Below are 23,054 nucleotides of genomic sequence, written 5' to 3' on the forward strand. Positions count from 1 at the left end.
AACGCTGCGGGTCATGGAAAGGGCTGATAAATCGTTAGCCTGCTATTTTTCAAGGATGGTCTAACCTCACATCAGACGTCTGAAACAAGGGGGGTATTCCATGCTCGCGCAACTTCCACCGGCCTTACAGAATCTGCAGCTTCCGTTACGCCTGCGACTCTGGGACGGCCATGAATTTAATCTGGGGCCGACGCCCAGCGTCACGATTGTGGTCAAGGACCCACAGTTGGTTACCCAGTTCACGCATCCAAGCCTGGACGCGCTCGGAGCGGCGTTTGTCGAGGGCAAAGTCGAGCTGGAAGGCTCCATCAGCGACGTGATCCGCATCTGCGATGAATGGAGCCAGGCGTTGCTCGGCGACCTGGACAGCCATCCCGTTCGCACCTCCCACGACAAGGAAACCGACGCCAACGCGATTTCCTATCATTACGACTTGTCCAATGCGTTTTATCAGCTGTGGCTCGACAGTGACATGGCGTATTCCTGCGCGTACTTCGAGACTGGCAGCGAAACGCTGGAACAGGCGCAGCAAGCCAAATTCCGTCACTTGTGTCGCAAGTTACGACTGCAACCTGGTGAGTATCTGCTGGACGTCGGTTGCGGTTGGGGCGGTTTGGCGCGCTATGCGGCGCGGGAGTTCGGCGCGAGAGTGTTCGGGATCACGCTGAGCAAAGAGCAACTGGCCCTGGCCCGTGAACGGGTAACGGCCGAAGGCCTCGACGATCTGGTCGAGCTGCAACTGCTGGACTACCGCGATCTGCCTCAGGATGGGCGCTTCGATAAAGTGGTCAGCGTCGGCATGTTCGAACATGTGGGGCACGAGAACCTGTCCGAGTACTGCAAAACGTTGTTCGGCGCGGTGAAAGAGGGTGGTCTGGTGATGAACCACGGGATCACCGCCAAGTACACCGATGGCCGTCCGGTGGGGCGCGGTGCCGGGGATTTCATCGGGAAGTATGTGTTCCCCAATGGCGAGCTGCCGCACCTGTCGATGATTTCTGCCGAGATCAGCGAAGCGGGTCTGGAGATCGTCGATGTCGAGAGCCTGCGCCTGCATTACGCGCGCACCCTGGACCACTGGAGTGAACATCTGGAAGACAATCTGGAAGCCGCCGGCAAGCTCGTGCCTGAGCAGGCACTGCGTATCTGGCGGCTGTACCTGGCTGGATGTGCTTATGCGTTCGCCAAGGGCTGGATCAACCTGCACCAGATCCTCGCGGTGAAAGCGCACCCCGATGGCAGCCATGAACTGCCATGGACTCGCGATGACATCTACAACCCTTAAAGTATCGGAGAAATAAGCCGGGCGATCCGCATGCCGACCTGTTGCAGGCGGTGGGTCTCCCGGCTTTCTTCTATGGCGACTTCATGGGCCTGCGCAAAATCGTCGTTGAGCATCTGTTCCACTTCGCCGGCAAACACGCTGTCGACCGTCAGCAACATCACTTCGAAATTCAGCCGGAACGAGCGGTTGTCCAGATTGGCGCTACCGATGGCGCTGATTTCGCTGTCGATCAACACCACTTTCTGATGCAGGAAACCGGGTTCGTAGCGGAACACCCGCACGCCGGCGCGTACCGCTTCGAAGGCGTACAGGCTGGACGCGGCGTAGACGATCCGGTGGTCGGGCCGCGACGGCAGCAGAATCCGCACGTCGACGCCACGCAGCACCGCCAGCCGTAACGCCGCGAACACCCCTTCGTCCGGGATGAAATAGGGGCTGGTGATCCACACCCGCTCCGTCGCCGCGTGGATGGCCTCAACAAAGAATAGTGAACAGGTTTCGTAGGAATCTGCCGGGCCGCTGGCAAGCAATTGGCAGAGAACACCGTCGTCCGGATACACATCCGGCAGTATCAACGGCGGCAACGACCGCGCCGCCCAGAACCAGTCTTCGGCGAAAGACTCCTGCATGCAGGCCACCACCGGCCCACGCACGCGAACGTGGGTATCGCGCCACGGCGCCAAAGGTGGTTTCTCGCCCATGTATTCGTCGCCAACGTTGTGTCCGCCGACGAAGCCCAACACGCCGTCGACCACGACGATCTTGCGGTGGTTACGGAAGTTGACCTGGAAGCGATTGAGCCAGCCGCTGCGCGTCGCGAAAGCTTTGACCTCGACTCCCGCATCGCGCAACGGCTGCACGTAACTGTGGGGCAGGGAGTGGCTGCCGATGCGGTCGTACAGTAGATAAACGGCGACGCCTTCGGCGGCTTTTTTCAACAGCAAGGTTTGCAGGCGCTGGCCGAGGCGGTCGTCGTGGATGATGAAGAACTGGATCAGCACGGCTTCTTTGGCGTGGCTGATGGCTTCGAAAATCGCCTCGAAAGTGGCCGGGCCATTGATCAGCAGGCGGACCTCATTGTTCGCCAGGCACGGCATGCGCCCCAGATTCGGCATTGCCCTTAATGAGGCGTAAGCGTTGGAGGCTTGTGCCGTCAGGGCCTCTTCTACCCATGGCCGCCAGTTCAACTCGGAGATGGCCTCGCGCATTTCCTCGTTGGCCTGTCGCCGCGCCTTGATATAACCATCGAACGTACTGCGGCCGAAGACCAGGTACGGGATAAGTGTGAAGTAGGGAATGAACAGCAACGACAGGGCCCAGGCGATCGAGCCCTGGGCGGTCCGAACGGTCAATACGGCATGGATGGCGGCGATCAGCCCTAATGAGTGCAACAGCGCGATCAGATAACCTAAAACATGCGGTCCAAAGTAATCCATGGGGGCAGCCTTGCTCCTGAAGATTCAATGCTTAACAGACCATGTTCCGTGCAGAATGTCGCTATTTAATTGGCCCATGAACCGAAGCCCGTGGCTGACGTCTAACGGCCACTACTGATCAGGAGTTACACGATGAACGTTCGTTTGCTGGGTTTGGCCGTGGCTTTTGGTTTTGCACTTCCTGTGGCCGCTCAGGCGCAGATGCTGCAGCCGGGCTTGTGGGAATTGACCTCGAGCAACATGAAGGTCGATGACCAGAATATGCCGGATCTGCAATTGATCCTCGGCCAGATTCAAAGCCAGATGACGCCTGAACAGCGCGCGCAGCTGGAGAAGCAGGGCATCACCATGGGCGGCAAGGGGATTCGCGCTTGCCTTACGCCGGAGCAAGTGAAGACCGACAACATCCCGCTGACGGATCCGCAATCGGGCTGCAAACAGGAAATCACCGAGCGCACCGGCAACCAGTGGAAATTCCGCTTCAGCTGCCCGAAAGCGCAAGGGGCGGGTGTGGCTACTTTCTTGAGTGATCGCGAGTTCACCACCAAGGTGAACGGCACTTTCAACGCTACCGGTATTCAACAGAAGGGTAGCCTCGATACGCGGGCGGTCTGGTTGGGGCAGGATTGCGGGACTGTTAAGCCAAGAGCTTAAACGCTTCGTCGTAACGCCGCCCGGAGCAAGCCCGCTCCCACAAGGTCATACGCTATCCCTGTAGGAGCGAGCTTGCTCGCGATGGTCTTTAACGAAAACGCGTATTTACTGGCTAAACGCGGCGCTCTTGAGTCCATCGCGAGCAAGCTCGCTCCTACAGTTTCCTTAACTGACTGGCATTAGGGCTTGCCCGCGAAGGCGTCCATTCAGGCACCCGCCATGCCAGTTGATCTCAGCCAGGCACACACCGCATCAACCGCCATCCGGCCGAAATCCTCCCCCGTGTGACTGCGCACACTGACAAACCCGCCTTCTTTTTCTTTCTCCCCGATTACCACCAGATAGGGCACTTGCTGACTGTGCTCGCGAATCTTGTGGCGGACTTTCTCCTTACGCAGATCTGCGCGAGCGCGCACACCGCTTAGGCGCAACGCTTCAGTCACCGACTGTGCGTACTCTGCCTGACGGTCATCCATGCTGACGATCATCACGTGCGGCGGTGCCCGCCAGTTGTCCAGTTCCTCCTGGCAGGACCAGCAGGTGCCGTAGATCCGCTGTGGTGAAGTGCCGCTGATGTGATCGAGCGCAAAGGCCTGCAACACTCGGGTTGCGGGAACATGTGGACCCGACGACACACACTCGAAGTCCCCCAGCAGGTAGGACGACAACTGTTCTGCAGGCGTCGCGCGGCGGCGGATCGAATGATTGGTCGCCGCCAGTGTTCTCATGCGCGCTTCGATGCCGGCAAGGTCGACCAGGTTTAAATGACGCTCAAACTCGAATTCATGGAAGAAGCCATCACCCAACGCCGATCCCGTCTGCAAATGTGCTTTTGGATAAAGCTGTTTCACGGCCATCGACAACACCAACGCGCAGGATCGGCGAAGAATCTCCAGCCCGTCGGGTTCTCGTGGCGTGACGATGCCGACCCGGGCATCGGCTTCGAGCATGAATTCACAATCCACCAAAACGCCGTCGACCCGCCCCGCGACAGCCGCTTTGGCCAACCCGGGACCGATGCTCGCGGCGAGTTCGTACACCGACAACGGTTGGTCGTATTCACGCAATGAACCATCGCTCAGGGTGATGTGAATCATGTCGGTGCTCTCGAGTGCTAGCGCATAAACCGTAGAGCTAAACCCTGACAATTGTCATTAAGACCTTCGTCGCACTATGCGACTTGTCCGGACAGGCGTGGTGTTGACGCTGTGGCGAAAACGTTCTCGCCGATCACCACTTTGCCGCAGATGATCGCGGTTTTGTCCACGTACGCAGACTTCGTAATCAGCGGTAAATCACCTGAAGGATTCTTGTGGATCATGGTTTGCTCAATGCCTCGTACAGGGTGTTGAGGTTGTACTCGAACAGGCCGGCGAAAGTGCTGGCCGGACCACTCGCGGCAAGCGCATCGGAGTACAAGGTGCCGCCAATGTGCGCGCCGCTTTCATCGGCGATCTGCTTGAGCAGACGCGCGTCCTTGATGTTTTCCATGAACACCGCCTTGACCTTGGCCTGTCGGATCTGGGTGATCAGTGCTGCGACTTCGGCGGCCGACGGTTCGCGTTCGGTGGACAGTCCTTGAGGCGCCATGAAGTCGATACCATAGGCCTGACCGAGATAACCGAACGCGTCATGGGAAGTCACGATCTTGCGGTTGCCCGGCGGCAGCGAACCGAGCTTGGCTTTGGCTTCGGCGAGCAACGCGTAGATCTGTTTCAGGTAGGCCTGGCTGTTGCGTTCGTAGTCGGATTTGTTCTTTGGGTCGGCAGCGATCAGTGCCTTGGTGATGTTGCTGATGTACAGCTCGGTGTTCGCCAGATTGTGCCAGGCGTGAGGATCGGGAACGGTCTCGCCGTCTTCATCCAGCGAGCGCGGAATGACGCCGTGGCTCGCGCTGATGACCGGGGCTTTGGTGTCAGTACTGGTCACCAGACGGTCCAGCCATGGCTCGAAACCCAGGCCGTTTTTGATGATGAGTTTGGCTTTCAGCAGCGCCTTGGCGTCGTCCGGCGTCGGCTCGTACGTGTGGGCATCGGCGTCGGGGGCGACCATGTTGGTGATCTGGATATGGTCGCCGCCGACCTGATGGGTCATGTCGGCAAGGATGCTGAAACTGGTGACCACCTGGAGTTTTTCCGCAGCGGACAGCGACATCGACAGCATCAAACTGAACAGCACGAGTAAAGCGCGCATCGGGGCAACACCTCATTGGGATGTGAGCAAAGGCGGGCGGCGCAGCAAACCGTGGACCGGACCGAACACCACGGACAGCAGATACAAACCGCCAGCGACCAGCACGATCGCCGGACCACTGGGCAGCGAGCAGTAGAACGACAGCAACAAACCGAGCCACACCGAGAGGCAGCCGAGCAGGGCGGCGATACCCATCAATACGGGCAAGCGACGACTCCAGAAGCGTGATGCGGCGGCGGGCAACATCATCAGGCCGACGACCATCAATGCGCCGATGGCTTGGAAACCGATCACCAGGTTCAGCACCACCAGTGTCAGAAACACGCCGTGGGCCAAGGGACCGAGACGGCTGACGGTTTGCAAAAAGAGTGGGTCGAGGGTGTCCAGTAATAGCGGCTTGTAGATGAGTGCCATGGCGACAAGGCTGAATCCAGAGACCCACAACATGCCGGTCAACGTGGGTCCGTCGACCGCCACCGCCGAGCCAAATAGCAGGTGCAGCAGGTCAAGACGTTTTCCGGCGATGCCGAGAATCAGCACGCCGCTGGCGAGGGAGATTGGGTAGATTGCGGCGAGGCTCGCGTCTTCTCGTAGCCCGGTGCGGCGGGTGATCCACGCGGCGAATCCGGCCATGCTCAGGCCTGCGCCGAGGGTCAACGCCGGAAGACTCAGTCCGGCGAACCAGAAGCCGAGCGCTGCGCCGGGCAGGATGCCGTGTGCGACCGCATCGCCAATCAAACTCATGCGTCGCAGGATCAGAAACACCCCGAGCGGTGCCGTGCTGCATGCCAACACCAATCCACCGAGCAGTGCTCGGCGCATGAAGACGAACTCGTGGAAGGGTTGCCAAAGTTGAGCGGCAGCGAGCATCAGGCCACCAGCGATTGGGGTTGTTGGCGGATCAGGTCTGTGCTTGGGCCGAGGATGCAGCCGCTACTTTTGATCAGCAGCGATTGGGGAATATGTTGGCGAACGGCAGCCAGGTCATGACACACCACCACCAGTGTTCGGCCTTCGGCGTGCCAGGCGTGGATGTGTTTCCACAGCAGTGACTGACCGAGTTCATCGAGGGCGGCGTGGGGTTCATCGAGTAACAGCACAGGTGCTTCAGCGAGGCTTAAACGAGCGAGCAGGGCGCGCTGCAATTCGCCGCCGGAGAGGGCCATCAATGGGCGCTGATCCAGACCTTTCAGGCACCAGTCTTCCAGGACAGCCTTGAGGCGTTGGCTTCGGACTTCGGGTGATTGTTTGCTGCCCCATAAACCGGCTGCCACCAGCTCTTGCAGGCTGATCGGGAATTGCCGGTCGAGGTGTTGTTGCTGGGGGAGGAATGAGACTGAGCCTTTGCGTGGAACATCAAGGATCACTTTGCCGGTCAGTGGTTTTTGCAGGCCGGCGATGACTTTCAGCAGACTACTTTTACCCGAGCCGTTGGCACCGATTACCGCGGTCAGACTGCCTTTGGGCAATTCGAAATCCAGCGCAGGCGTGAGCGGTTGTCCGGGCGCTCCCCAGCGCAAAGCCTCGCAGCGAATCATGCGGCCTCCCAGTTCCATCGGCTTTCGGCGACGGCATCGTGGGCGTGCAGGCTTTCTGCGTGGACGACTTTCAGGTGGAACGCGTTGATGCCGGGAGAGCGTTTCAAAGCCGTATTCAAACGTCGAACCGCATCTTCGCAGAACATCAGGTTTTGCCCATTGGCCAGGGCGAAGGCTTGTTCGTCGGCGCGCTTTACCGCGGTTTGTACGGCGGTACCGAGGGCTGCTTCGGCATCGTTGATCAGCGCAATCAGTGGCAGGTCATCCAGGTAATCGTCGAGACGAAGCTTTAACTGCGCGTTGCTGCGCTGACTATGAGGCGTCGCAACGATGCCTTTTGTGGAGCCAAGCCAAGCCCAAACGTCGGCGTGTTGCAGTGACTTGTTGGCGAAGTCATCGACGAATTGTTGCTGAATCAGCTGTCGGGATAACGCAGCTGAACAGGGGCAAGTTGAGGAATAAGGGATGTCGATTTTTAGTTCCACGTGGAACATCGCGTTTTTCAAACTCGCTTCGATGCTAACCGGATAGGTTTTCCAACCGGACAATGGACTGATGAGCGCCGGCCGTTTGAGGAGTAAATCAGCGTGGATTTTCAGGTAAGCGCAGTTGGACAGACCTTCATGCGTATCGAGAAATCGCTGCAATACGCGCCGTAACAGGGCTGGCGTCAGGTTTTCCTGCTCGAGCATTTCCAGCGCCAGGTACAGCCGCGACATATGAATGCCCCGCGCTTTTCCATCGTCGAGGCTCACGCCCGCGTCGGCCTTCGCGCTCAATCGCTGGCCATCGAAGAAAACTGGAAGAGCAATGCCGCACATGCCCACCCATTCAAGTGGCAGGGTTTGGCGTGAGGCCTGCGCGGCGATATCCGGCAGAGTCAGCGCATTCATGAGCAGGTCCATCGTGGAAGTCGGACCGACATGTTATGTTATTGCATTAAAATCGACTACGCCTTTTTCACGAGCGGCTTTCACCAGGTACAGACGTCACTTGGAAAAAAGCGCAGCTCTAGCAGCCGGTGATCCTGCTGCAGGTGAACTTTGCACTGCTGCCTCCCGAGCTGGAAAACCGATTGATGGTGGTCCAGCCAACCCGACGGTTATAGCCAACCCAGGCCTCACCGTCGGAAGCGATGCCGGTAAAAAACGTCAGTTGTCCGTAACGGCTGTTGGTCTGCGCCCAGTAGCGTTTGCCTGCCCTTTCGAAGCCTCGCAAATAGATCGTGTTGCCGATGGTGTTGACGCTGTAGGCGTTGCCATCGGCATCCACGCAGGCCAGCAGGTTGGCGCTTCGGGTGCATTTGGCCAGGCTCGGGATTTGCGCCCAGGCGTCTACGGCGAGCAGTAGCGAAACGCTCATCAGCGTTAATTTCAGGGCATTACGCATGGGAATTCTCACGGACCGAACGGGCTCCAGCATCGTGCCCTTTGTCATTGCGGGCAAGAGGGGAGTGGCTTGATTGCATTGTTATACTATAGCATTTAGTTAAGCCCGACATTGCGACCGGGCATCCCTGTGAGGAATTCCTGATGCCCAATCGTCTCCCCGTGACCGTTCTGTCTGGCTTTCTCGGCGCCGGCAAAAGCACGCTGCTTAATTACATACTGCGCAACCGCGAAAACTTGCGAGTCGCGGTGATCGTCAACGACATGAGCGAGATCAACATCGATGGCAGCGAAGTTCAGCGTGACGTCACCCTGAACCGCGCCGAAGAAAAACTCGTGGAAATGAGCAACGGCTGCATCTGCTGCACCTTGCGTGAAGACTTGCTTGAAGAAGTCAGCAAACTCGCCAGGGACGGTCGCTTCGATTACTTGCTGATCGAATCCACCGGCATCTCCGAGCCACTGCCCGTTGCGGAAACCTTCACTTTCCGTGACGAAGAAGGGCAAAGCCTGGCCGACATCGCACGGCTCGACACCATGGTCACTGTGGTCGACGGCATGAACTTCCTGCTCGACTATCAGGCCGCCGAAAGCCTCGCTTCTCGGGGCGAAACCCTCGGCGAGGAGGACGAACGCTCGATCACTGACTTGTTGATCGAGCAGATCGAATTCGCCGACGTGATCCTGATCAGCAAGATCGACTTGATCAGCAGCCGCGAGCGTCAGGAGCTGATTGCGATCCTCGAACGATTGAACTCGCAAGCCGACATCATCCCGATGGTCATGGGTGAGATCCCCCTGAAGAAAATCCTCAACACCGGTCGTTTTGATTTCGAAAAAGCTGCGCAGGCACCAGGTTGGTTGCAGGAGCTGCGCGGCGAGCACGTACCGGAAACCGAGGAGTACGGCATCGCCTCCACGGCTTATCGAGCACGCAAACCCTTCCACCCGCAACGTTTTTTCAGCTTCATCGACAGGCCATGGGTGAACGGTAAACTGCTGCGTTCCAAAGGGTTTTTCTGGCTGGCGAGCAAGCACATGGACGCGGGCAGTTGGTCCCAGGCGGGCGGTTTGATGCGCCATGGTTTTGCCGGACGCTGGTGGCGTTTCGTGCCGAAAACCCAATGGCCGCAGGACGAAGAAAGCACCGCTGCGATCATGGAGAACTGGACCGCCGCCACCGGTGATTGCCGTCAGGAGCTAGTGTTCATCGGCCAGAACATCGACTTCACCCAACTCACCGCAGAACTGGACGATTGCCTGCTGACCGATGATGAAATGGCATCTGGCGTCGAGGGCTGGCGAATGCTGCCTGATCCGTTTGGTTCTTGGCATGAAGAGGAAGCTGCGTGATGTTGGCACCGACCTTGAAGCTTCGGCCGGTCATGTCTCAGGTTCAGGGCGAGACGCCGCAAGCCCTCGCCCGAATTCTCGATGACGGTGTGAATCTCGCCATCTGGCAGCGCCAACTCCCGGCACCCATCGCCGATTTCGGCAGCCTGCTGCTGTCCTTGAACGAGCCATTGGCCGAGTCGTTATCGCTGGAAATCGCCAACGAAGATACCGAACCCAACCTCCGCGGATGGGCCTCGGGCTTCAGCGATCTTGAGGGCTATGAAGGTTTCACCGCCGACGTTTCCTGGCTGGTCAGCGCCTTCGCCTGCCTACTGGGTGCCAAGCGCATTGGCGTGCGTTTGCGGGTTCTGGAAAAAGCCATGTGCCCGCGCTTTCACGTCGATCATGTGCCGGTGCGCTTGATTACCACGTATGCCGGTGTTGGCAGTCAGTGGCTGAAAGAAGGGGTGATGGATCGCCGCCAGTTGAGCCAACCCGAAGCCGAACCCACGGACAATTCGCTGATCCAGCAAATCGGCAGCGGCGCCGTCGCATTGCTCAAGGGCGAGAAATGGCACGGCAACGAAGGCTTTGGCCTGATTCACCGCTCGCCGCAACTCGCGCCGGGCGAGCGCCGCTTGATCCTGACCCTCGATTGGCTGAGTTAGCGGATCAAGGCTTGAGCCAGTTGCCCTGGCTCTGGCCTTCGCAAAACGGCTTCAGGTACACAGCGTCGGTGGCCACGCCGTAATAGTGAATATCCTGCCGGTAAGGCATATTGGCGACTTGAGCATTGCTGCATACGCCGAAGGCGCCGCCGGGGCATTGGTCGACGTATTGCACCTCGACTTTCTGGCCAGGAAGGTTCGGCTGACAGAAGCCATCGGCGAAGAGTTTTTCCGGGATGTTTCGGTTCTGCTGACAGACTTTCACGTCCAGTCGCTCAGCCGTGGTATGTACCACACAAGCCTGGGCCAGCGCTTCGCCGGAAACCAACGCCAAGAGCAACGCGCAGCCAATCAACCGCATCCTTTACCTCCTCAGAAAACACCGACCATGTTGCAGAACATTCCCACTCACGTCATTGCCGGCCCATTGGGTGCAGGCAAGACCAGTTTGATCAAGCACCTGCTGGCGCAGCGACCGCCGGACGAGCGCTGGGCGGTGCTGATCAACGAGTTCGGCCAGATCGGCATCGATGCTGCGTTGCTGACCCGGGACGCCGATGGTATCGCACTGGGTGAAGTGGCCGGGGGCTGTTTGTGTTGCGTCAATGGTGCGCCGTTTCAGATCGGCCTCGGGCGTTTGCTGCGCAAAGCACGGCCGGATCGGTTGTTTATCGAACCGTCCGGGCTCGGGCATCCGGCGCAGTTGCTAAAACAGTTGAGTGAGGCGCCGTGGATCGGCGTACTGGCGGTGCAGCCCTGCGTGCTGGTGCTGGATGCCCAGGCGCTCGCCGCTGGCAAACCGTTGCCGGTGACGCAGCAGGAGGCGTTGAGCAGCGCCGGGTTGCTGCTGCTGAACAAGTCGGAAAATCTCGACGAGGATGATCGCCAGCGAATCGTTGTGCAGTTACCGGCGCGGCGTTTGTACTGGACGCAGCAGGCAGCTCTTCCGTTGAGCGAGTTACCGGGCCTTGAGACACAGGCTGTGGCGGGTGTGGATAACTTCATCGCCCCTAAAGGATTGGCGCAGATGCCTGCTGTCTGGACCGATCCCGCGTTGCCGATTTGCCTGAGCCAGGACCAGGACGGCGGCTGGAGCATCGGCTGGCGCTGGCATCCGAGCCAGACGCTCGATTCAGCGCGCGTTGGCCAGTGGCTCGAAAGCCTTGTCTGGCGGCGGGCGAAGCTGGTTATCCACAGCGTCGAGGGTTGGGTTTCGGCGAATGCGCTGGATAACTCGGCATTGGCGTGGCAGCCCAGCGAATGGCGCCGGGATTCGCGGATTGAGCTGATTTTCAGTGAGCCGCAGGATATTGAGGTGCTGCAAAGAGGTTTGGCCGACTGTCGGTCAAATTGAAGATCAAAAGATCGCAGCCTGCGGCAGCTCCTACAGGATTTCACATTCCCTTGTAGGAGCTGCCGCAGACTGCGATCTTTTGATTTACGGACGCCACTTGGTGTGTTCTTGCCGCCATTGACTAAGCTCAATCACTTCAGCGCGCGGCTTCGTCACGTCGACCACCGGAGGCGTGTCGTCGAAGGGCATCGGGTAGGGGGCCAGTTCGATTTGCGCGCTGTGGGCGCCGAACTGGGTGATGGTGCCGTTATGGCGGGTTTCGCCGGTCACCGTGAATTCGAAGTTATACACACGGGCCAGACGTCGCCGACCATTGGCATCCTTGATGAATGCAATTTTTTTCAGCGCCACATTGCCATCCAGCAACTCGATCCCGAGCTTGCTGCAATGCTGCTTGACCCGTTCCAGCGCGCGCTCGCGCAAGCCATGGTTGTGCCACAGCCACGCGCCAGCGGTGGCGAGCAGCATCAGCACGAAGATATTTCCGAGGGTCAGCATCAACAGGGTGCTCCAACAAGATAGTGTCAGCTTAACTGCGTCGCCGGTCTGTCGTACAGGCTGCGTTTAGTCGCATACTGCGCGGCTCGAATTTCAATCGTTTTACGGAACTCACTGCATGAAACGTACGCCCCATCTGCTCGCCATTCAGTCCCACGTGGTGTTCGGCCACGCCGGCAACAGCGCCGCGGTTTTCCCGATGCAGCGGGTCGGGGTGAATGTCTGGCCGCTCAACACCGTGCAGTTCTCCAACCACACTCAATACGGGCAGTGGGCGGGCGAAGTGCTGTCGCCACACCAGATTCCCGAATTGGTCGAAGGTATCGCTGCGATTGGTGAACTGGGCAATTGCGACGCTGTGTTGTCCGGCTACCTCGGCAGTGCAGCCCAGGGCCGGGCAATCCTGACAGGTGTGGCGCGGATTAAGTCGATGAATCCCAAGGCGCTGTATCTCTGCGACCCCGTGATGGGCCATCCGGAGAAGGGCTGCAGCGTGCCGGCAGAAGTCAGCGATTTCCTGCTGGAAGAAGCGGCTGCCGTGGCGGATTTCATGTGCCCGAACCAGCTGGAGCTGGACAGCTTCTCGGGGCGCAAGCCGCAGTCGCTGTTCGATTGCCTGGCCATGGCGCGAGCGTTGCTGGCACGCGGCCCGAAAGCGGTGCTGGTCAAGCATCTGGCTTATCCCGGCAAACCGGAGGATGTGTTTGAGATGTTGCTGGTGACGAGCGAAGGCAGCTGGCACCTGCGACGTCCAATGCTGGCGTTTCCGCGTCAGCCAGTGGGTGTTGGCGACCTGACATCCGGGCTGTTTCTGGCTCGCATCCTGTTGGGCGATAGCCTGGTGGCGGCGTTTGAATTTGCTGCGTCGGCAGTGCATGAGGTGCTGCTTGAGACCCAGGCATGCGCCAGCTATGAGCTGGAGTTGGTGCGGGCGCAGGATCGGATTGCGCATCCGCGGGTGCGGTTTGAGGCGACGGCGATCAGTCTCTGAAGTCCGCGTCGAATCCATTCGCGAGCAAGTCGAATCGTCGCACCGCCGCTCCCACACTGAATCTCCTGTGAACACATAATTTGTGGACGACGGAGGCCAAATGTGGGAGCGGGCTTGCTCGCGAAGGCTATCTAACGAACGCCGTCAAACTGACTGACCATCTCAAGCGTCGCCCTTGATCTCCTGATAACGCTTTTCCAGTTCCTGACGAATCTGGCGACGCTGCTGGGCCTGCATGAAGCGGCGTTTGTCCTCACTGTGTTCCGGTTGCAACGGCGGGACGACAGCCGGTTTGCGATCGTCGTCCACCGCAACCATGGTGAAGAAGCAGCTGTTGGTGTGGCGCACTGAGCGTTCGCGGATGTTTTCGGTCACCACCTTGATGCCCACCTCCATGGAGGTGTTGCCGGTGTAATTGACCGAGGCCAGAAAGGTCACCAGTTCGCCGACATGAATCGGCTCGCGAAAAATCACCTGATCCACCGACAGGGTCACCACGTAGCGGCCGGCATAACGGCTGGCGCAGGCGTAGGCGACTTCGTCGAGGTACTTGAGCAACGTGCCACCGTGGACATTGCCAGAGAAGTTGGCCATGTCGGGGGTCATCAATACCGTCATCGACAGCTGGGCGTTTCCGGGTTCCATAACGTTCTCACGGTTCAAGGCAGGTTTCGAAGGAGTGCACCTCTGCGGGTGCTTGATCGGTTTTTCAAACCACAGTTATCGGGACGCCGGGCGGGTGATCGCCGTCACGCCGTATCGATCTGCTTCCATATATTGCACTGCCTTTCTGCCGGAAGTCGCGGTGTTACCCTTCAAAAGCCCTCCCCAAGGGAAATTCCTACGCGGAAAGCGGATTTTTACTCTGCTCGATCAGACCTTTCCCACGTCTGGCGATTGAGCAACGTCACCCCGGGAGCCCCACACCATGCATGCCATCAGTTTTATTCAGGATCTGGCAGTGATCATGTTGGTCGCGGGTGTGGTGACCGTGCTGTTTCATCGCTTCAAACAACCGGTGGTCCTCGGCTATATCGTCGCCGGCTTCATCATCGGCCCGCACACGCCGCCGTTCGGCCTGATTCACGACGAAGAAACCATCAAGACCCTCGCCGAGCTCGGGGTGATTTTCCTGATGTTCTGTCTGGGCCTGGAATTCAGCCTGCGCAAGTTGTACAAGGTCGGCGCCACGGCGTTTATCGCGGCGTTCCTGGGAATCGTGCTGATGATCTGGATCGGCTACGAAATCGGTCGTTGGTTCGACTGGAACACCATGGACTCGCTGTTCCTCGGCGCGATCCTGGCGATCTCCTCGACCACCATCATCGTCAAGGCACTCAATGACCTGAAGATGAAGAACGAGCGTTTTGCGCAGCTGATCTTTGGTGTGCTGATCGTCGAGGACATTCTCGGCATCGGCATCATTGCCTTGCTGTCGAGCATCGCCGTCAGCGGCACGGTCAGTTCCGGCGAAGTGTTCTCTACGGTCGGCAAGCTGTCGCTGTTCATGATTGTCGCGCTGGTGATCGGGATCCTGCTGGTGCCACGACTGATGGCCTACGTGGCCAAATTCGAAAGTAACGAGATGCTGTTGATCACCGTGCTGGGCCTGTGTTTCGGCTTCTGTCTGCTGGTGGTCAAACTCGAATACAGCATGGTGCTTGGCGCTTTCCTGATTGGCGCGATCATGGCTGAATCCCGGCAGTTGCTGAAGATCGAACGCTTGATCGAGCCGGTTCGTGATCTGTTCAGTGCGATCTTCTTCGTCGCCATCGGGCTGATGCTTGACCCGTTGATTTTGCTGCAATACGCGTGGCCGATCGCGGTGATCACTGTGGCCGTGGTGCTCGGCAAGATGTTGTCCTGCGGTCTCGGCGCCTTTATCGCTGGCAATGACGGACGCACCTCACTGCGCGTGGGGATGGGGTTTCGCAGATTGGCGAATTTTCTTTCATCATCGCGGCGTTGGGCATGACCCTGCAGGTCACCAGCAACTTCCTCTATCCGGTCGCCGTGGCGGTATCGGTGATCACCACGCTGCTGACGCCTTATCTGATCCGCGCCGCTGACCCGCTGTCGATCAAACTGGCTGACGTGATGCCGCAGCGCCTGGGCCGCGTGCTGGGGATGTACGGCGAATGGCTGCGCAGCATCCAGCCCCAGGGCGAAGGTGCGCTGCTGGCGTCGATGATCCGGCGGATTCTGTTACAGGTGGGGGTCAATCTGGCGCTGGTGATTGCGATCTTCTTCTCGGGCGCTTATTTCGCCGAGCGAATGTCCGCTTACCTGCAAGACTGGATCAGCGACCCGAGCTGGCAGAAAGCGTTGATCTGGGGCGGGGCATTGCTGTTGTCGCTGCCGTTCCTGATCGCGGCGTATCGCAAGCTCAAGGCGCTGTCGATGCTGTTGGTGGAGATGGGCGTGAAACCGGAGATGGCCGGCCGCCACACGCAGCGAGTGCGTCGGGTGATCGCCGAGGTGATCCCTATCCTTTCGCTGTTGGTGATCTTCCTGCTGTTGGCAGCCTTGTCGGCCAGTATTCTGCCGACCAACAAGTTGCTGGTGTTGATTGCCGTGGTCACGGCCGCTGTGGCGGCGCTGCTCTGGCGTTGGTTCATCCGCGTGCACACGCGGATGCAGGTGGCCTTGCTGGAAACCCTGGACAACCACAAGGAATCGTCCGGGCATTGACCAGGCGGCGCGTCAGACGGCTCAGCTTTCCAGCCAGACATCCCGCGCCCAGTGCCACACCGATTCCCAGGTTTCTTCGGCAATCAGTTCTTCTTCGGCCTGCCACAGCACCACGGTGCCATCTTCTTCTACGAGGTAGTAGTCGTCACCGTCCTGGCAGATCGGGATCATGCTGCGATCGACGCCGGCATCCCAGGCATTGGCGGCAACGTCAGGCAGGTAGGTGTGAGATTGCGGGTCGGTGACGGTCACCGGCTCCAGGCTGCCGTAGACCACGTCGCTGACGGTCAGCAAAAACTCTCTGAAGACGAAGGGTATGTCGATGAACAGTTGTTCTTCGATTTCCACGATCTGGTCTTCGTCGGGAAGCTCCAAGGGGACCGGTACCGGTTCGTTGGCTTCACGCAGTTGTTCGATGATTTCTTCCACGTCCGGGATCCTCTTGCTTGTATGGCGCGGTTTAGTTGGGGCGGTTTATACAGTAGCTCGCTATAGATGTAACCGCGAAATAGAAAACCCCGGCCGAGGCCGGGGTTTTATTACAGCATGCTTAACGCGGGAGGGATCAGCCGTTCTGGCGGATACCGGCAACCAGCCAAGGCTGGTTTTCGCCCTGTGCACGTTCCATGTTCCAGCTTTCGCTGAACACTTCGCCCTGGTCGAAACGCGATGTTTTCGACACACCGCTGAAGGTCAGGGTGGCGATGGTCTTGTCGGCACGATCATCGACGCCGTCCAGTTGAACATTGAGGTTATCAATGTAGGTGGACTGGAAACTGTCGCCCAGATCGGCACGTTCGCGCTTGAGGAACTCGAGCAGCTGCGGGGTCACGAACTCGGCGATCTTGTCCATTTCGTTGGCGTCCCAGTGTTGCTGCAGGGACTGGAAGTGGTTGCGGGCCGCTTCAATGAAGTTCTTTTCATTGAACCAGGCTGGCGCATTGATCACCGGACGAGCGGCAACCGGTGCGGCCGAACCGCCGAAGATCGAACCCATGGCTGCTGGCTTCTGCTCGAACACTTCGCGCTGCATCGGCGCGCCGGCTGGAGCGAGGTGCTCCTGCTGCTTGCGACGACGAGCGGCGATGAAACGGAAGACCAGGAAGGCGATGACCGCCATGATCAGGATGTCGAAAATCTGCATGCCCTCGAAGCCGCCGCCCATGAACATGGAGGCCAGCAGGCCACCGGCAGCGATGCCGGCCAGTGGGCCGAGCCAGCGCGAAGCACCGCCGGCCTTGGCGGCAGCGCCAGCGGCACCGGCCGCGCCCGCAGTGGCAGCAGCGCCACCTGCAGCAGAAGAAGGAGCCATTTGGCTGGTCTGGTGAGTCGGCGCAGCGCCGGAGCTCTTGCCGCCACCAAAGCGCTTGGCGTTGGCGTCGAGGCTCATCGTCAGGCCGATGCACAACGCCATGGCGATGCTAAGAAAACGTTTCATAAAGGGAATTCCCATTTGTGGATGGCACGCGCGCCATGTTGCACAGCTGAAGTGTTACTGGCTAGCGGCAGAGTGTTTCGGGCTTTTGCCTGACAGGTTGTGTTCAGCTTCAGTCAGCGCAATAAGGCCTGTTAACTTTGGTCTGTAGGATTTGTTAATTAGTTCTGTAGGAGCGAGCTTGCTCGCGATAAACCTGAGAGCACCGCGGGGTGTCAGGCTTACCGCGTTATCGTTGCCGATCTTCGCGAGCAAGCTCGCTCCTACAACGCTTCCAGCTTGGCGTAACCGAGCATCAGCCATTTGCTGCCTTCGCTGAAGTTGACCTGCACCCGCGCCTGAGCCCCGGCGCCTTCGAAGTTCAGGATCACGCCATCGCCAAATACCGAGTGCCGAACGGCCTGACCGAGGCTGAACCCAGTGTCAGGTATCTCGCTGCCACCAAACAGACTGCTGGAGCTCTGCTGTTGCCCGCCACCGAACGGACGGCTGACACTGTTGGACAGCCGCACTTCCTGAATCAGGCCTTTCGGTACTTCACGTACGAAACGCGACACCTTGTTGTAGGTTTCGCTGCCATACAGACGTCGGGTTTCCGCGTAGGTCATCACCAGGTTCTGCATTGCTCGCGTGATGCCGACATAAGCCAGACGCCGTTCTTCCTCAAGACGTCCCGGTTCTTCCAGGCTCATCTTGTGCGGGAACAGGCCTTCTTCCATGCCCACCAGGAACACATACGGGAACTCCAGGCCTTTGGCGCTGTGCAGGGTCATCAACTGAATGCTGTCTTCGTGCTCGTCGGCCTGGGTATCCCCGGCCTCCAGCGAAGCGTGACCGAGGAACGCCGCCAGTGGCGTCAGGTCTTCGTCCTCTTCGGCGTTTTCGAAGTTGCGAGCGGCGCTGACCAGTTCCTCAAGGTTTTCTACCCGGGCCTGGCCTTTCTCGCCTTTTTCCGCTTCGTGGTAGGCGATCAGCCCGGACTGCTCGATGACGGTCTGGGTCATCAGGTGCAGCGGCATTTCCATGCATTTGGCGGCGAGGTTCTCGATCAGTTCGATAAACGCGCCAAGCGCGCCAGCGGCACGGCCGGTCAGCCCTTTATTGGCGACCAGCAGACGCATCGCTTCCCACATCGACACATCGCTGTGGCGCGCATGGTCGCGAATCGCTTCAACGGTTTTCTCGCCGATGCCACGGGCCGGAACGTTGATCACCCGCTCCAGCGCTGCATCGTTGCCACGGCCTTCCAGCAAGCGCAGGTAGGCCATGGCGTTCTTGATTTCAGCCCGCTCGAAGAAGCGCTGGCCGCCATAGATGCGATAAGGAATGCGCTCGCGCAGCAAGGCTTCTTCCAAAACGCGCGATTGGGCGTTCGAACGGTACAAAATCGCGATATCGCTGCGAGCCATGCCGGTTTTCAGCGCGCTTTCGATGGTTTCCACCACATAGCGTGCTTCGTCGTGTTCGTTGAACGCGGCGTACAGATTGATCGCTTCGCCTTCGCCGCCATCGGTCCACAGCTCTTTGCCCATGCGCCCGGTGTTGTTGGCAATCAGGGCATTGGCGGCCTTGAGGATACCGGCAGTGGAACGGTAGTTCTGCTCGAGGCGAATGGTCTCGGCATCCGGGAAATCGTCGGAATACTGATAGATGTTCTCGATTTTTGCGCCGCGCCAGCCGTAGATCGACTGATCGTCGTCGCCCACCACCATCAGGCTGTCGCCGCCCTTGGCCAGTAGACGCAACCAGGCGTACTGCACGGCGTTGGTGTCTTGGAACTCGTCCACCAGAATGTGCCGGAAGCGCTTCTGATAGTGCGCCAGCAGGCCAGGGTGATCGCGCCACAGATCGAGGGCACGCAGCAGCAGTTCGGAGAAGTCGATGACGCCGGCGCGCAGGCACGCGGCCTCATAGGCTTCATAAATGCCGCGCATGGTCGCCAGGAACAGATCACCGCTGGCTTGAATATGTTGCGGACGCAGACCTTCGTCTTTCTGCCCGTTGATGAACCACTGGGCCTGACGGGCCGGCCAGCGTTGCTCGTCCAGGCCCAGTTCGCGGATGACCCGCTTGACCAGTCGTTGCTGGTCGTCGCTGTCGAGAATCTGGAAGGTCTGGCTCAGGCCGGCTTCCTGCCAGTGCGCCCGCAGCAAGCGGTGCGCCAGGCCGTGAAAGGTGCCGACCCACATGCCGGCCGGGTTGATACCCATCAGCTGCTCGATGCGATGACGCATCTCGGCAGCGGCCTTGTTGGTGAAGGTCACCGACAGGATCGAGTGGGGTGAGGCGTTTTCGACCTGGATCAACCAGGCGATACGGTGCACCAGCACTCGGGTTTTACCGGAACCAGCACCGGCCAGGACCAACTGACGACCCACGGAGGCAGCTACGGCCTGGCGTTGGGCATCGTTGAGGGAGTTCAGCAGAAGGGAGAGATCATCGCGCATCGGGGCATTCTAGGGGGCCGCGTCACACCGGGCAAACCCCGCTTTGCTTTAGCCGATGAAAGATACGCGCAGGATGACCGGCCGGTCACTGGCTGCAAGCGTTGGCGGGGCTCGCTTCCAGGGTTTTCGGCGGCAAAGGGCCTTCGGGCTTTTGTCGAATTTATGATCTGGAGCAGTTTGGTAAGGGCATTGGCTTGTGTATGCTCCGTTCACGTTTCGGGCCTATGCTCCTCATTATAAAAACAAGAACATTGCCTATGACCCTCAGCTCCGACCTGTCGGGCCCCACTGTGGAGCCCCGGGTTATCCGCAAGCAGTACGCCATGGAAATGGCGGTCGAACGCACGCGCCTGCTTTACCAGGGCTCGCTGCTGCCTACGCTGTTCATGCTGATCAATGGCCTGGTGTGCGCGGGCTTGCTCTGGAGTCCACAGCGCTACTTCCTGGTCAGCGTCTGGTTGGTGTGGTTGCTGTCGCTGGTGGCATTGCGGGTGATTCAGGTCGCCGCTTTCGATTCAGCGATTCCTAATCGCCAGGCCCATCCGGTCTGGCGTCGCATGTTTCTGCTCGGTTCGGCCATGACCGGCCTGACGTTGGCCGGCGCCGGCATCGCCCTGGTGCCCGCCGACAATTTCATCCAGCAAGCCTGGGTGTTCGGCCTGATCGGTGCGGCAGCACTCTCGGCCAGCGTGGCCTACGCGGTCAGTCTGCCGGCCTTTCTATCCTTTACCTTGCCGTGTCTGTTGCCGGCCATCGCCTATTTATTCTGGGGCGGCGACCTGCAGGAGCAGGGCTGGGGCTGGTTCGGCCTGATCTTGCTGGGGGCGTTGAGCGTGGTCGCCTGGCAGGTTAATCGGCTGATTGATCGCGGATTGCTGCGACGCTTTCAGAATGAGGCGCTGATTGAACACTTGCAGCAGGCCCAAAGCCGTAGCGACCAACTGAATCACGAACTGGCCAGGGAAATCGACCAGCGCCGCCGTGCCGAAGACGAGTTGCGCGAAATTCAGATCGGACTCGAAAGCCGCGTCGCCCAGCGTAGCCTGGAGCTGGACGCCGCCAACCAGGCCCTGAGCAAAAGTGAGGCGCGCCTGGCGCTGGCCTTGAAGGCCAGTGAGTTGGGGCTTTGGGACTGGAACCTGCAAACCGACGAAGTCCATCACACCCATATTCAGGAATTGTTCGGCCTGGAGCCGGAATTCGTGACGGCCATGCTGCGTCACCTCAAGCCGCGCCTGCATCCCGAGGATTTACCGTCGCTGAAGCGCGCGCTGGTCGAGCATTTGAAGGGGCGCACCGAGGACTATCAGATTGAATACCGCGTGCGCCATGGCGATGGTCATTGGGTCTGGATCGAGGACCGTGGTCGAGCGGTTGAGCGCAGCGAAAGCGGCCGGGTGATTCGCATGGTCGGCACCCGCCGCGACATCAGCGCCAGCAAAGGCCTGGAAGCTCAGCAGCAACTGGCGGCGACGGTGTTCGAGGCGGCCAGCGAAGGCATCATGATTTTCGACCCGAATTACGCACTCATCGCGGTAAACCAGGCGTTCAGCCGCTTAACGGGCTATGACATCGACGACATGCTCGGGCGCAACGTCGTGGAGTTGCCGTGCAGCCGCGACGCCCGTCGCCACTACGGGGCGATCCATCAGGCGCTGGAACAACACGGCAGTTGGCAGGGCGAACTGGTGGAAACCCGCAAGAACGGCGAGCTGTATCCGCAATGGCTGCAACTGAATGCCGTGCGCGATACCCGGGGGAATGTCAGCCATATTGTCGGTTTCTTCGCCGATCTCTCGGCGCGGCGCGAGTCCGAAGAGCGCATGCGTTACCTGACGCACTACGACGAACTGACGGGGCTGGCGAATCGCTCGCTATTTCGCGAGCGGTTGCGTGAGGCCCATCAGCGCTTGCGCCAGGGCGGACGCAGTCTGGCGTTGTTGCACATCAACCTGGACCGCTTCAAGTTACTCAACGACAGCCTTGGCCATGAAATTGCCGACCAGCTGTTGCAGAAGATGGCCCGGCGGTTGGTGAATGCGCTGCCTGAGGCGGACACCATTGCGCGATTGTCCGGCGATGAGTTCGCGGTGCTGTTCGACGCTTATGGCAGCCTCTCAAGCCTGGCGCGGGTGGCGACGCGCCTTTCGACAAAATTGCGTGTGCCGGTAACTGTCGAAGGGCATGAGCTGGTGGTCAGCGCGTCCATGGGCATCAGCATGTTGCCGGACAACGCGCGGGAAATATCCGCGCTGGTGAGTCAGTCGAACATGGCCATGCAACATGCCAAACACCTAGGTGGCAATAATTTCCAGTTTTACACCGAGAGCCTGCAAGCCAGCACGCTTGAGCGCCTGCAGCTGGAGAACCAACTGCGTAAAGCCATCGAAGAGAAGCAGCTGAAGGTGTTTTACCAACCGAAACTCTGCCTCGCCACCGGCCGGTTGAATGCCGCCGAGGCTTTGGTGCGCTGGGATCACCCGACCATGGGCAGCGTGCCGCCGGGGAACTTTATCGGCCTGGCCGAGGAAACCGGCCTGATAGGCCCGATCGGCGAGTTCGTGTTGCGTCAGGCGTGCTGGCAGGCCTGCGAATGGCAGCGTCAGGGGCTGGAACCGATTCGGGTATCGGTCAATTTGTCGGTGCATCAGTTACGGCAGGGCAAACTGGTCAGCCTAGTGCGTCAGGTGCTGGAAGAAACCGGCCTGGCACCGCACTACCTCGAGCTGGAGCTTACGGAGAGCCAGTTGCTGGACAGCGTCGAACACATCATCGCCACGTTCCAGCAGTTGCGTGATCTTGGGGTGAAACTGGCCATCGACGATTTTGGCACCGGGTATTCGTCCCTGAGCTACCTCAAGCGTATTCCGGTGGATTACGTGAAGATCGATCAGGCGTTTATCCGCGGTCTGGGGGAGGGCAGTGTGGATGCCGCGATTACCCGGGCGATCATTGCCATGGCTCACGGACTATCGTTGAAGGTGGTGGCTGAAGGCGTGGAGCAGCCGGAGCAGCTAGAGTTTTTGAAGGCTGAACGCTGCGATGAGGTGCAAGGCTACCTCATCAGTCGGCCGGTCGAGGCGCAGGCACTGGCGGTTCTGCTACAAGCGCAAGGCATCGACTGATAGCTCATCGCAAAAA

At 59.4% G+C, this 23,054-nt stretch carries 20 protein-coding genes and 2 pseudogenes; 8 read left to right on the plus strand and 14 right to left on the minus strand.

The annotated features are described in order from the left end of the window. Positions 1-100 precede the first annotated feature (100 nt). Positions 101-1,285, plus strand: coding sequence for a C17 cyclopropane fatty acid synthase CfaB (gene cfaB, locus ACYZTL_RS15830; RefSeq protein ID WP_461952577.1), 1,185 nt, complete (start codon positions 101-103; stop codon positions 1,283-1,285). Here cfaB and cls read toward each other — a convergent pair. After that, positions 1,282-2,721: a cardiolipin synthase gene (gene cls, locus ACYZTL_RS15835; RefSeq protein ID WP_461952578.1), complete on the minus strand. Its 1,440-nt coding sequence runs from the start codon at positions 2,719-2,721 to the stop codon at positions 1,282-1,284. The genes cfaB and cls overlap by 4 nt on opposite strands. Positions 2,722-2,853: 132 nt before the next feature. Here cls and ACYZTL_RS15840 point away from each other — a divergent pair, with 132 nt between their 5' ends. Further along, on the plus strand, positions 2,854-3,375 hold the full coding sequence (locus ACYZTL_RS15840; protein WP_461952579.1) for a DUF3617 domain-containing protein: 522 nt from the start codon (positions 2,854-2,856) through the stop codon (positions 3,373-3,375). A gap of 206 nt (positions 3,376-3,581) precedes the next feature. Here the strand turns inward: ACYZTL_RS15840 and ACYZTL_RS15845 are convergent, their stop codons facing one another. The 7 genes and pseudogenes from ACYZTL_RS15845 to ACYZTL_RS15875 all read right to left on the minus strand — a co-directional run bounded on the left by ACYZTL_RS15845 (position 3,582) and on the right by ACYZTL_RS15875 (position 8,495). After that, positions 3,582-4,472 (minus strand): His/Gly/Thr/Pro-type tRNA ligase C-terminal domain-containing protein, encoded by an 891-nt coding sequence (locus tag ACYZTL_RS15845; protein WP_461952580.1) that lies wholly within the window; start codon positions 4,470-4,472, stop codon positions 3,582-3,584. Between the two features lie 116 nt (positions 4,473-4,588). Then, positions 4,589-4,696, minus strand: a pseudogene (locus tag ACYZTL_RS15850) (carbonate dehydratase); the annotation flags it as partial. Next, entirely contained in the window at positions 4,693-5,568 is an 876-nt protein-coding gene (locus ACYZTL_RS15855) for a metal ABC transporter substrate-binding protein (RefSeq protein WP_461952581.1), read from the minus strand. The gene ACYZTL_RS15855 and the pseudogene ACYZTL_RS15850, both read right to left, overlap by 4 nt. A 12-nt stretch (positions 5,569-5,580) precedes the next feature. Continuing rightward, positions 5,581-6,438, minus strand: a complete 858-nt coding sequence (locus ACYZTL_RS15860; RefSeq protein WP_461952582.1) for a metal ABC transporter permease — start codon at positions 6,436-6,438, stop codon at positions 5,581-5,583. Continuing rightward, positions 6,438-7,106 (minus strand): metal ABC transporter ATP-binding protein, encoded by a 669-nt coding sequence (locus tag ACYZTL_RS15865; protein WP_461952583.1) that lies wholly within the window; start codon positions 7,104-7,106, stop codon positions 6,438-6,440. Before ACYZTL_RS15865 ends, ACYZTL_RS15860 begins: the two co-directional genes overlap by 1 nt. Continuing rightward, positions 7,103-7,999, minus strand: coding sequence for a GTP cyclohydrolase FolE2 (gene folE2 / locus ACYZTL_RS15870; protein ID WP_461952584.1), 897 nt, complete (start codon positions 7,997-7,999; stop codon positions 7,103-7,105). The genes ACYZTL_RS15865 and folE2 overlap by 4 nt, the downstream gene beginning before the upstream one ends. Positions 8,000-8,117: 118 nt before the next feature. Then, positions 8,118-8,495 (minus strand): glutamine synthetase, encoded by a 378-nt coding sequence (locus ACYZTL_RS15875; protein WP_461952585.1) that lies wholly within the window; start codon positions 8,493-8,495, stop codon positions 8,118-8,120. A 143-nt stretch (positions 8,496-8,638) separates the two neighbouring features. Here ACYZTL_RS15875 and zigA point away from each other — a divergent pair, with 143 nt between their 5' ends. Together zigA and ACYZTL_RS15885 are read left to right on the plus strand one after the other, a co-directional pair. Beyond that, positions 8,639-9,847 carry a zinc metallochaperone GTPase ZigA gene (zigA, locus tag ACYZTL_RS15880; protein WP_461952586.1) on the plus strand — a complete coding sequence of 403 codons (1,209 nt, stop codon included), beginning with the start codon at positions 8,639-8,641 and terminating at the stop codon, positions 9,845-9,847. Continuing rightward, positions 9,847-10,497 (plus strand): DUF1826 domain-containing protein, encoded by a 651-nt coding sequence (locus tag ACYZTL_RS15885; protein ID WP_461952587.1) that lies wholly within the window; start codon positions 9,847-9,849, stop codon positions 10,495-10,497. The genes zigA and ACYZTL_RS15885 overlap by 1 nt, the downstream gene beginning before the upstream one ends. A gap of 4 nt (positions 10,498-10,501) precedes the next feature. On the opposite strand, the gene ACYZTL_RS15890 is transcribed toward ACYZTL_RS15885, so the two are convergent. Further along, positions 10,502-10,858 (minus strand): NADH:ubiquinone oxidoreductase, encoded by a 357-nt coding sequence (locus tag ACYZTL_RS15890; RefSeq protein WP_461952588.1) that lies wholly within the window; start codon positions 10,856-10,858, stop codon positions 10,502-10,504. A 27-nt stretch (positions 10,859-10,885) separates the two neighbouring features. On the opposite strand from ACYZTL_RS15890, the gene ACYZTL_RS15895 reads away from it, so the two are divergent. Further along, complete coding sequence (locus ACYZTL_RS15895) at positions 10,886-11,851, plus strand: CobW family GTP-binding protein (protein WP_461952589.1); 966 nt, start codon at positions 10,886-10,888, stop codon at positions 11,849-11,851. An 84-nt stretch (positions 11,852-11,935) separates the two neighbouring features. Here ACYZTL_RS15895 and ACYZTL_RS15900 read toward each other — a convergent pair whose 3' ends face one another. Continuing rightward, the gene (locus tag ACYZTL_RS15900) at positions 11,936-12,349 is read right to left on the minus strand and encodes a DUF3301 domain-containing protein (RefSeq protein ID WP_461952590.1); all 414 of its coding nucleotides are present in this window, start codon (positions 12,347-12,349) and stop codon (positions 11,936-11,938) included. A gap of 118 nt (positions 12,350-12,467) precedes the next feature. Between ACYZTL_RS15900 and pdxY the strand changes: the two genes are divergently transcribed. Continuing rightward, positions 12,468-13,340 (plus strand): pyridoxal kinase PdxY, encoded by an 873-nt coding sequence (gene pdxY / locus ACYZTL_RS15905; protein WP_461952591.1) that lies wholly within the window; start codon positions 12,468-12,470, stop codon positions 13,338-13,340. Positions 13,341-13,502: 162 nt separating this feature from the next. On the opposite strand, the gene ACYZTL_RS15910 is transcribed toward pdxY, so the two are convergent. Continuing rightward, a complete protein-coding gene (locus ACYZTL_RS15910) occupies positions 13,503-13,985 on the minus strand; it encodes an acyl-CoA thioesterase (RefSeq protein WP_461952592.1) in 483 nt (160 codons plus the stop codon). A 283-nt stretch (positions 13,986-14,268) separates the two neighbouring features. Between ACYZTL_RS15910 and ACYZTL_RS15915 the strand changes: the two are divergent. Beyond that, positions 14,269-16,031, plus strand: a pseudogene (locus ACYZTL_RS15915) (cation:proton antiporter). Between the two features lie 21 nt (positions 16,032-16,052). On the opposite strand, the gene ACYZTL_RS15920 reads toward ACYZTL_RS15915, so the two are convergent. From ACYZTL_RS15920 to uvrD, 3 genes are all read right to left on the minus strand, one after another. Next, positions 16,053-16,460 (minus strand): SMI1/KNR4 family protein, encoded by a 408-nt coding sequence (locus ACYZTL_RS15920; protein WP_007943369.1) that lies wholly within the window; start codon positions 16,458-16,460, stop codon positions 16,053-16,055. Positions 16,461-16,596: 136 nt separating this feature from the next. Continuing rightward, on the minus strand, positions 16,597-17,469 hold the full coding sequence (locus ACYZTL_RS15925; RefSeq protein WP_461952593.1) for a Tim44 domain-containing protein: 873 nt from the start codon (positions 17,467-17,469) through the stop codon (positions 16,597-16,599). 260 nt (positions 17,470-17,729) lie between these two features. Beyond that, entirely contained in the window at positions 17,730-19,913 is a 2,184-nt protein-coding gene (gene uvrD / locus ACYZTL_RS15930; protein ID WP_461952594.1) for a DNA helicase II, read from the minus strand. A 257-nt stretch (positions 19,914-20,170) separates the two neighbouring features. Here uvrD and ACYZTL_RS15935 point away from each other — a divergent pair, with 257 nt between their 5' ends. Continuing rightward, complete coding sequence (locus ACYZTL_RS15935; RefSeq protein WP_461952595.1) at positions 20,171-23,038, plus strand: EAL domain-containing protein; 2,868 nt, start codon at positions 20,171-20,173, stop codon at positions 23,036-23,038. The last annotated feature ends 16 nt before the right edge of the window (positions 23,039-23,054 follow it).

This window comes from Pseudomonas sp. LB3P81, assembly GCF_054897965.1.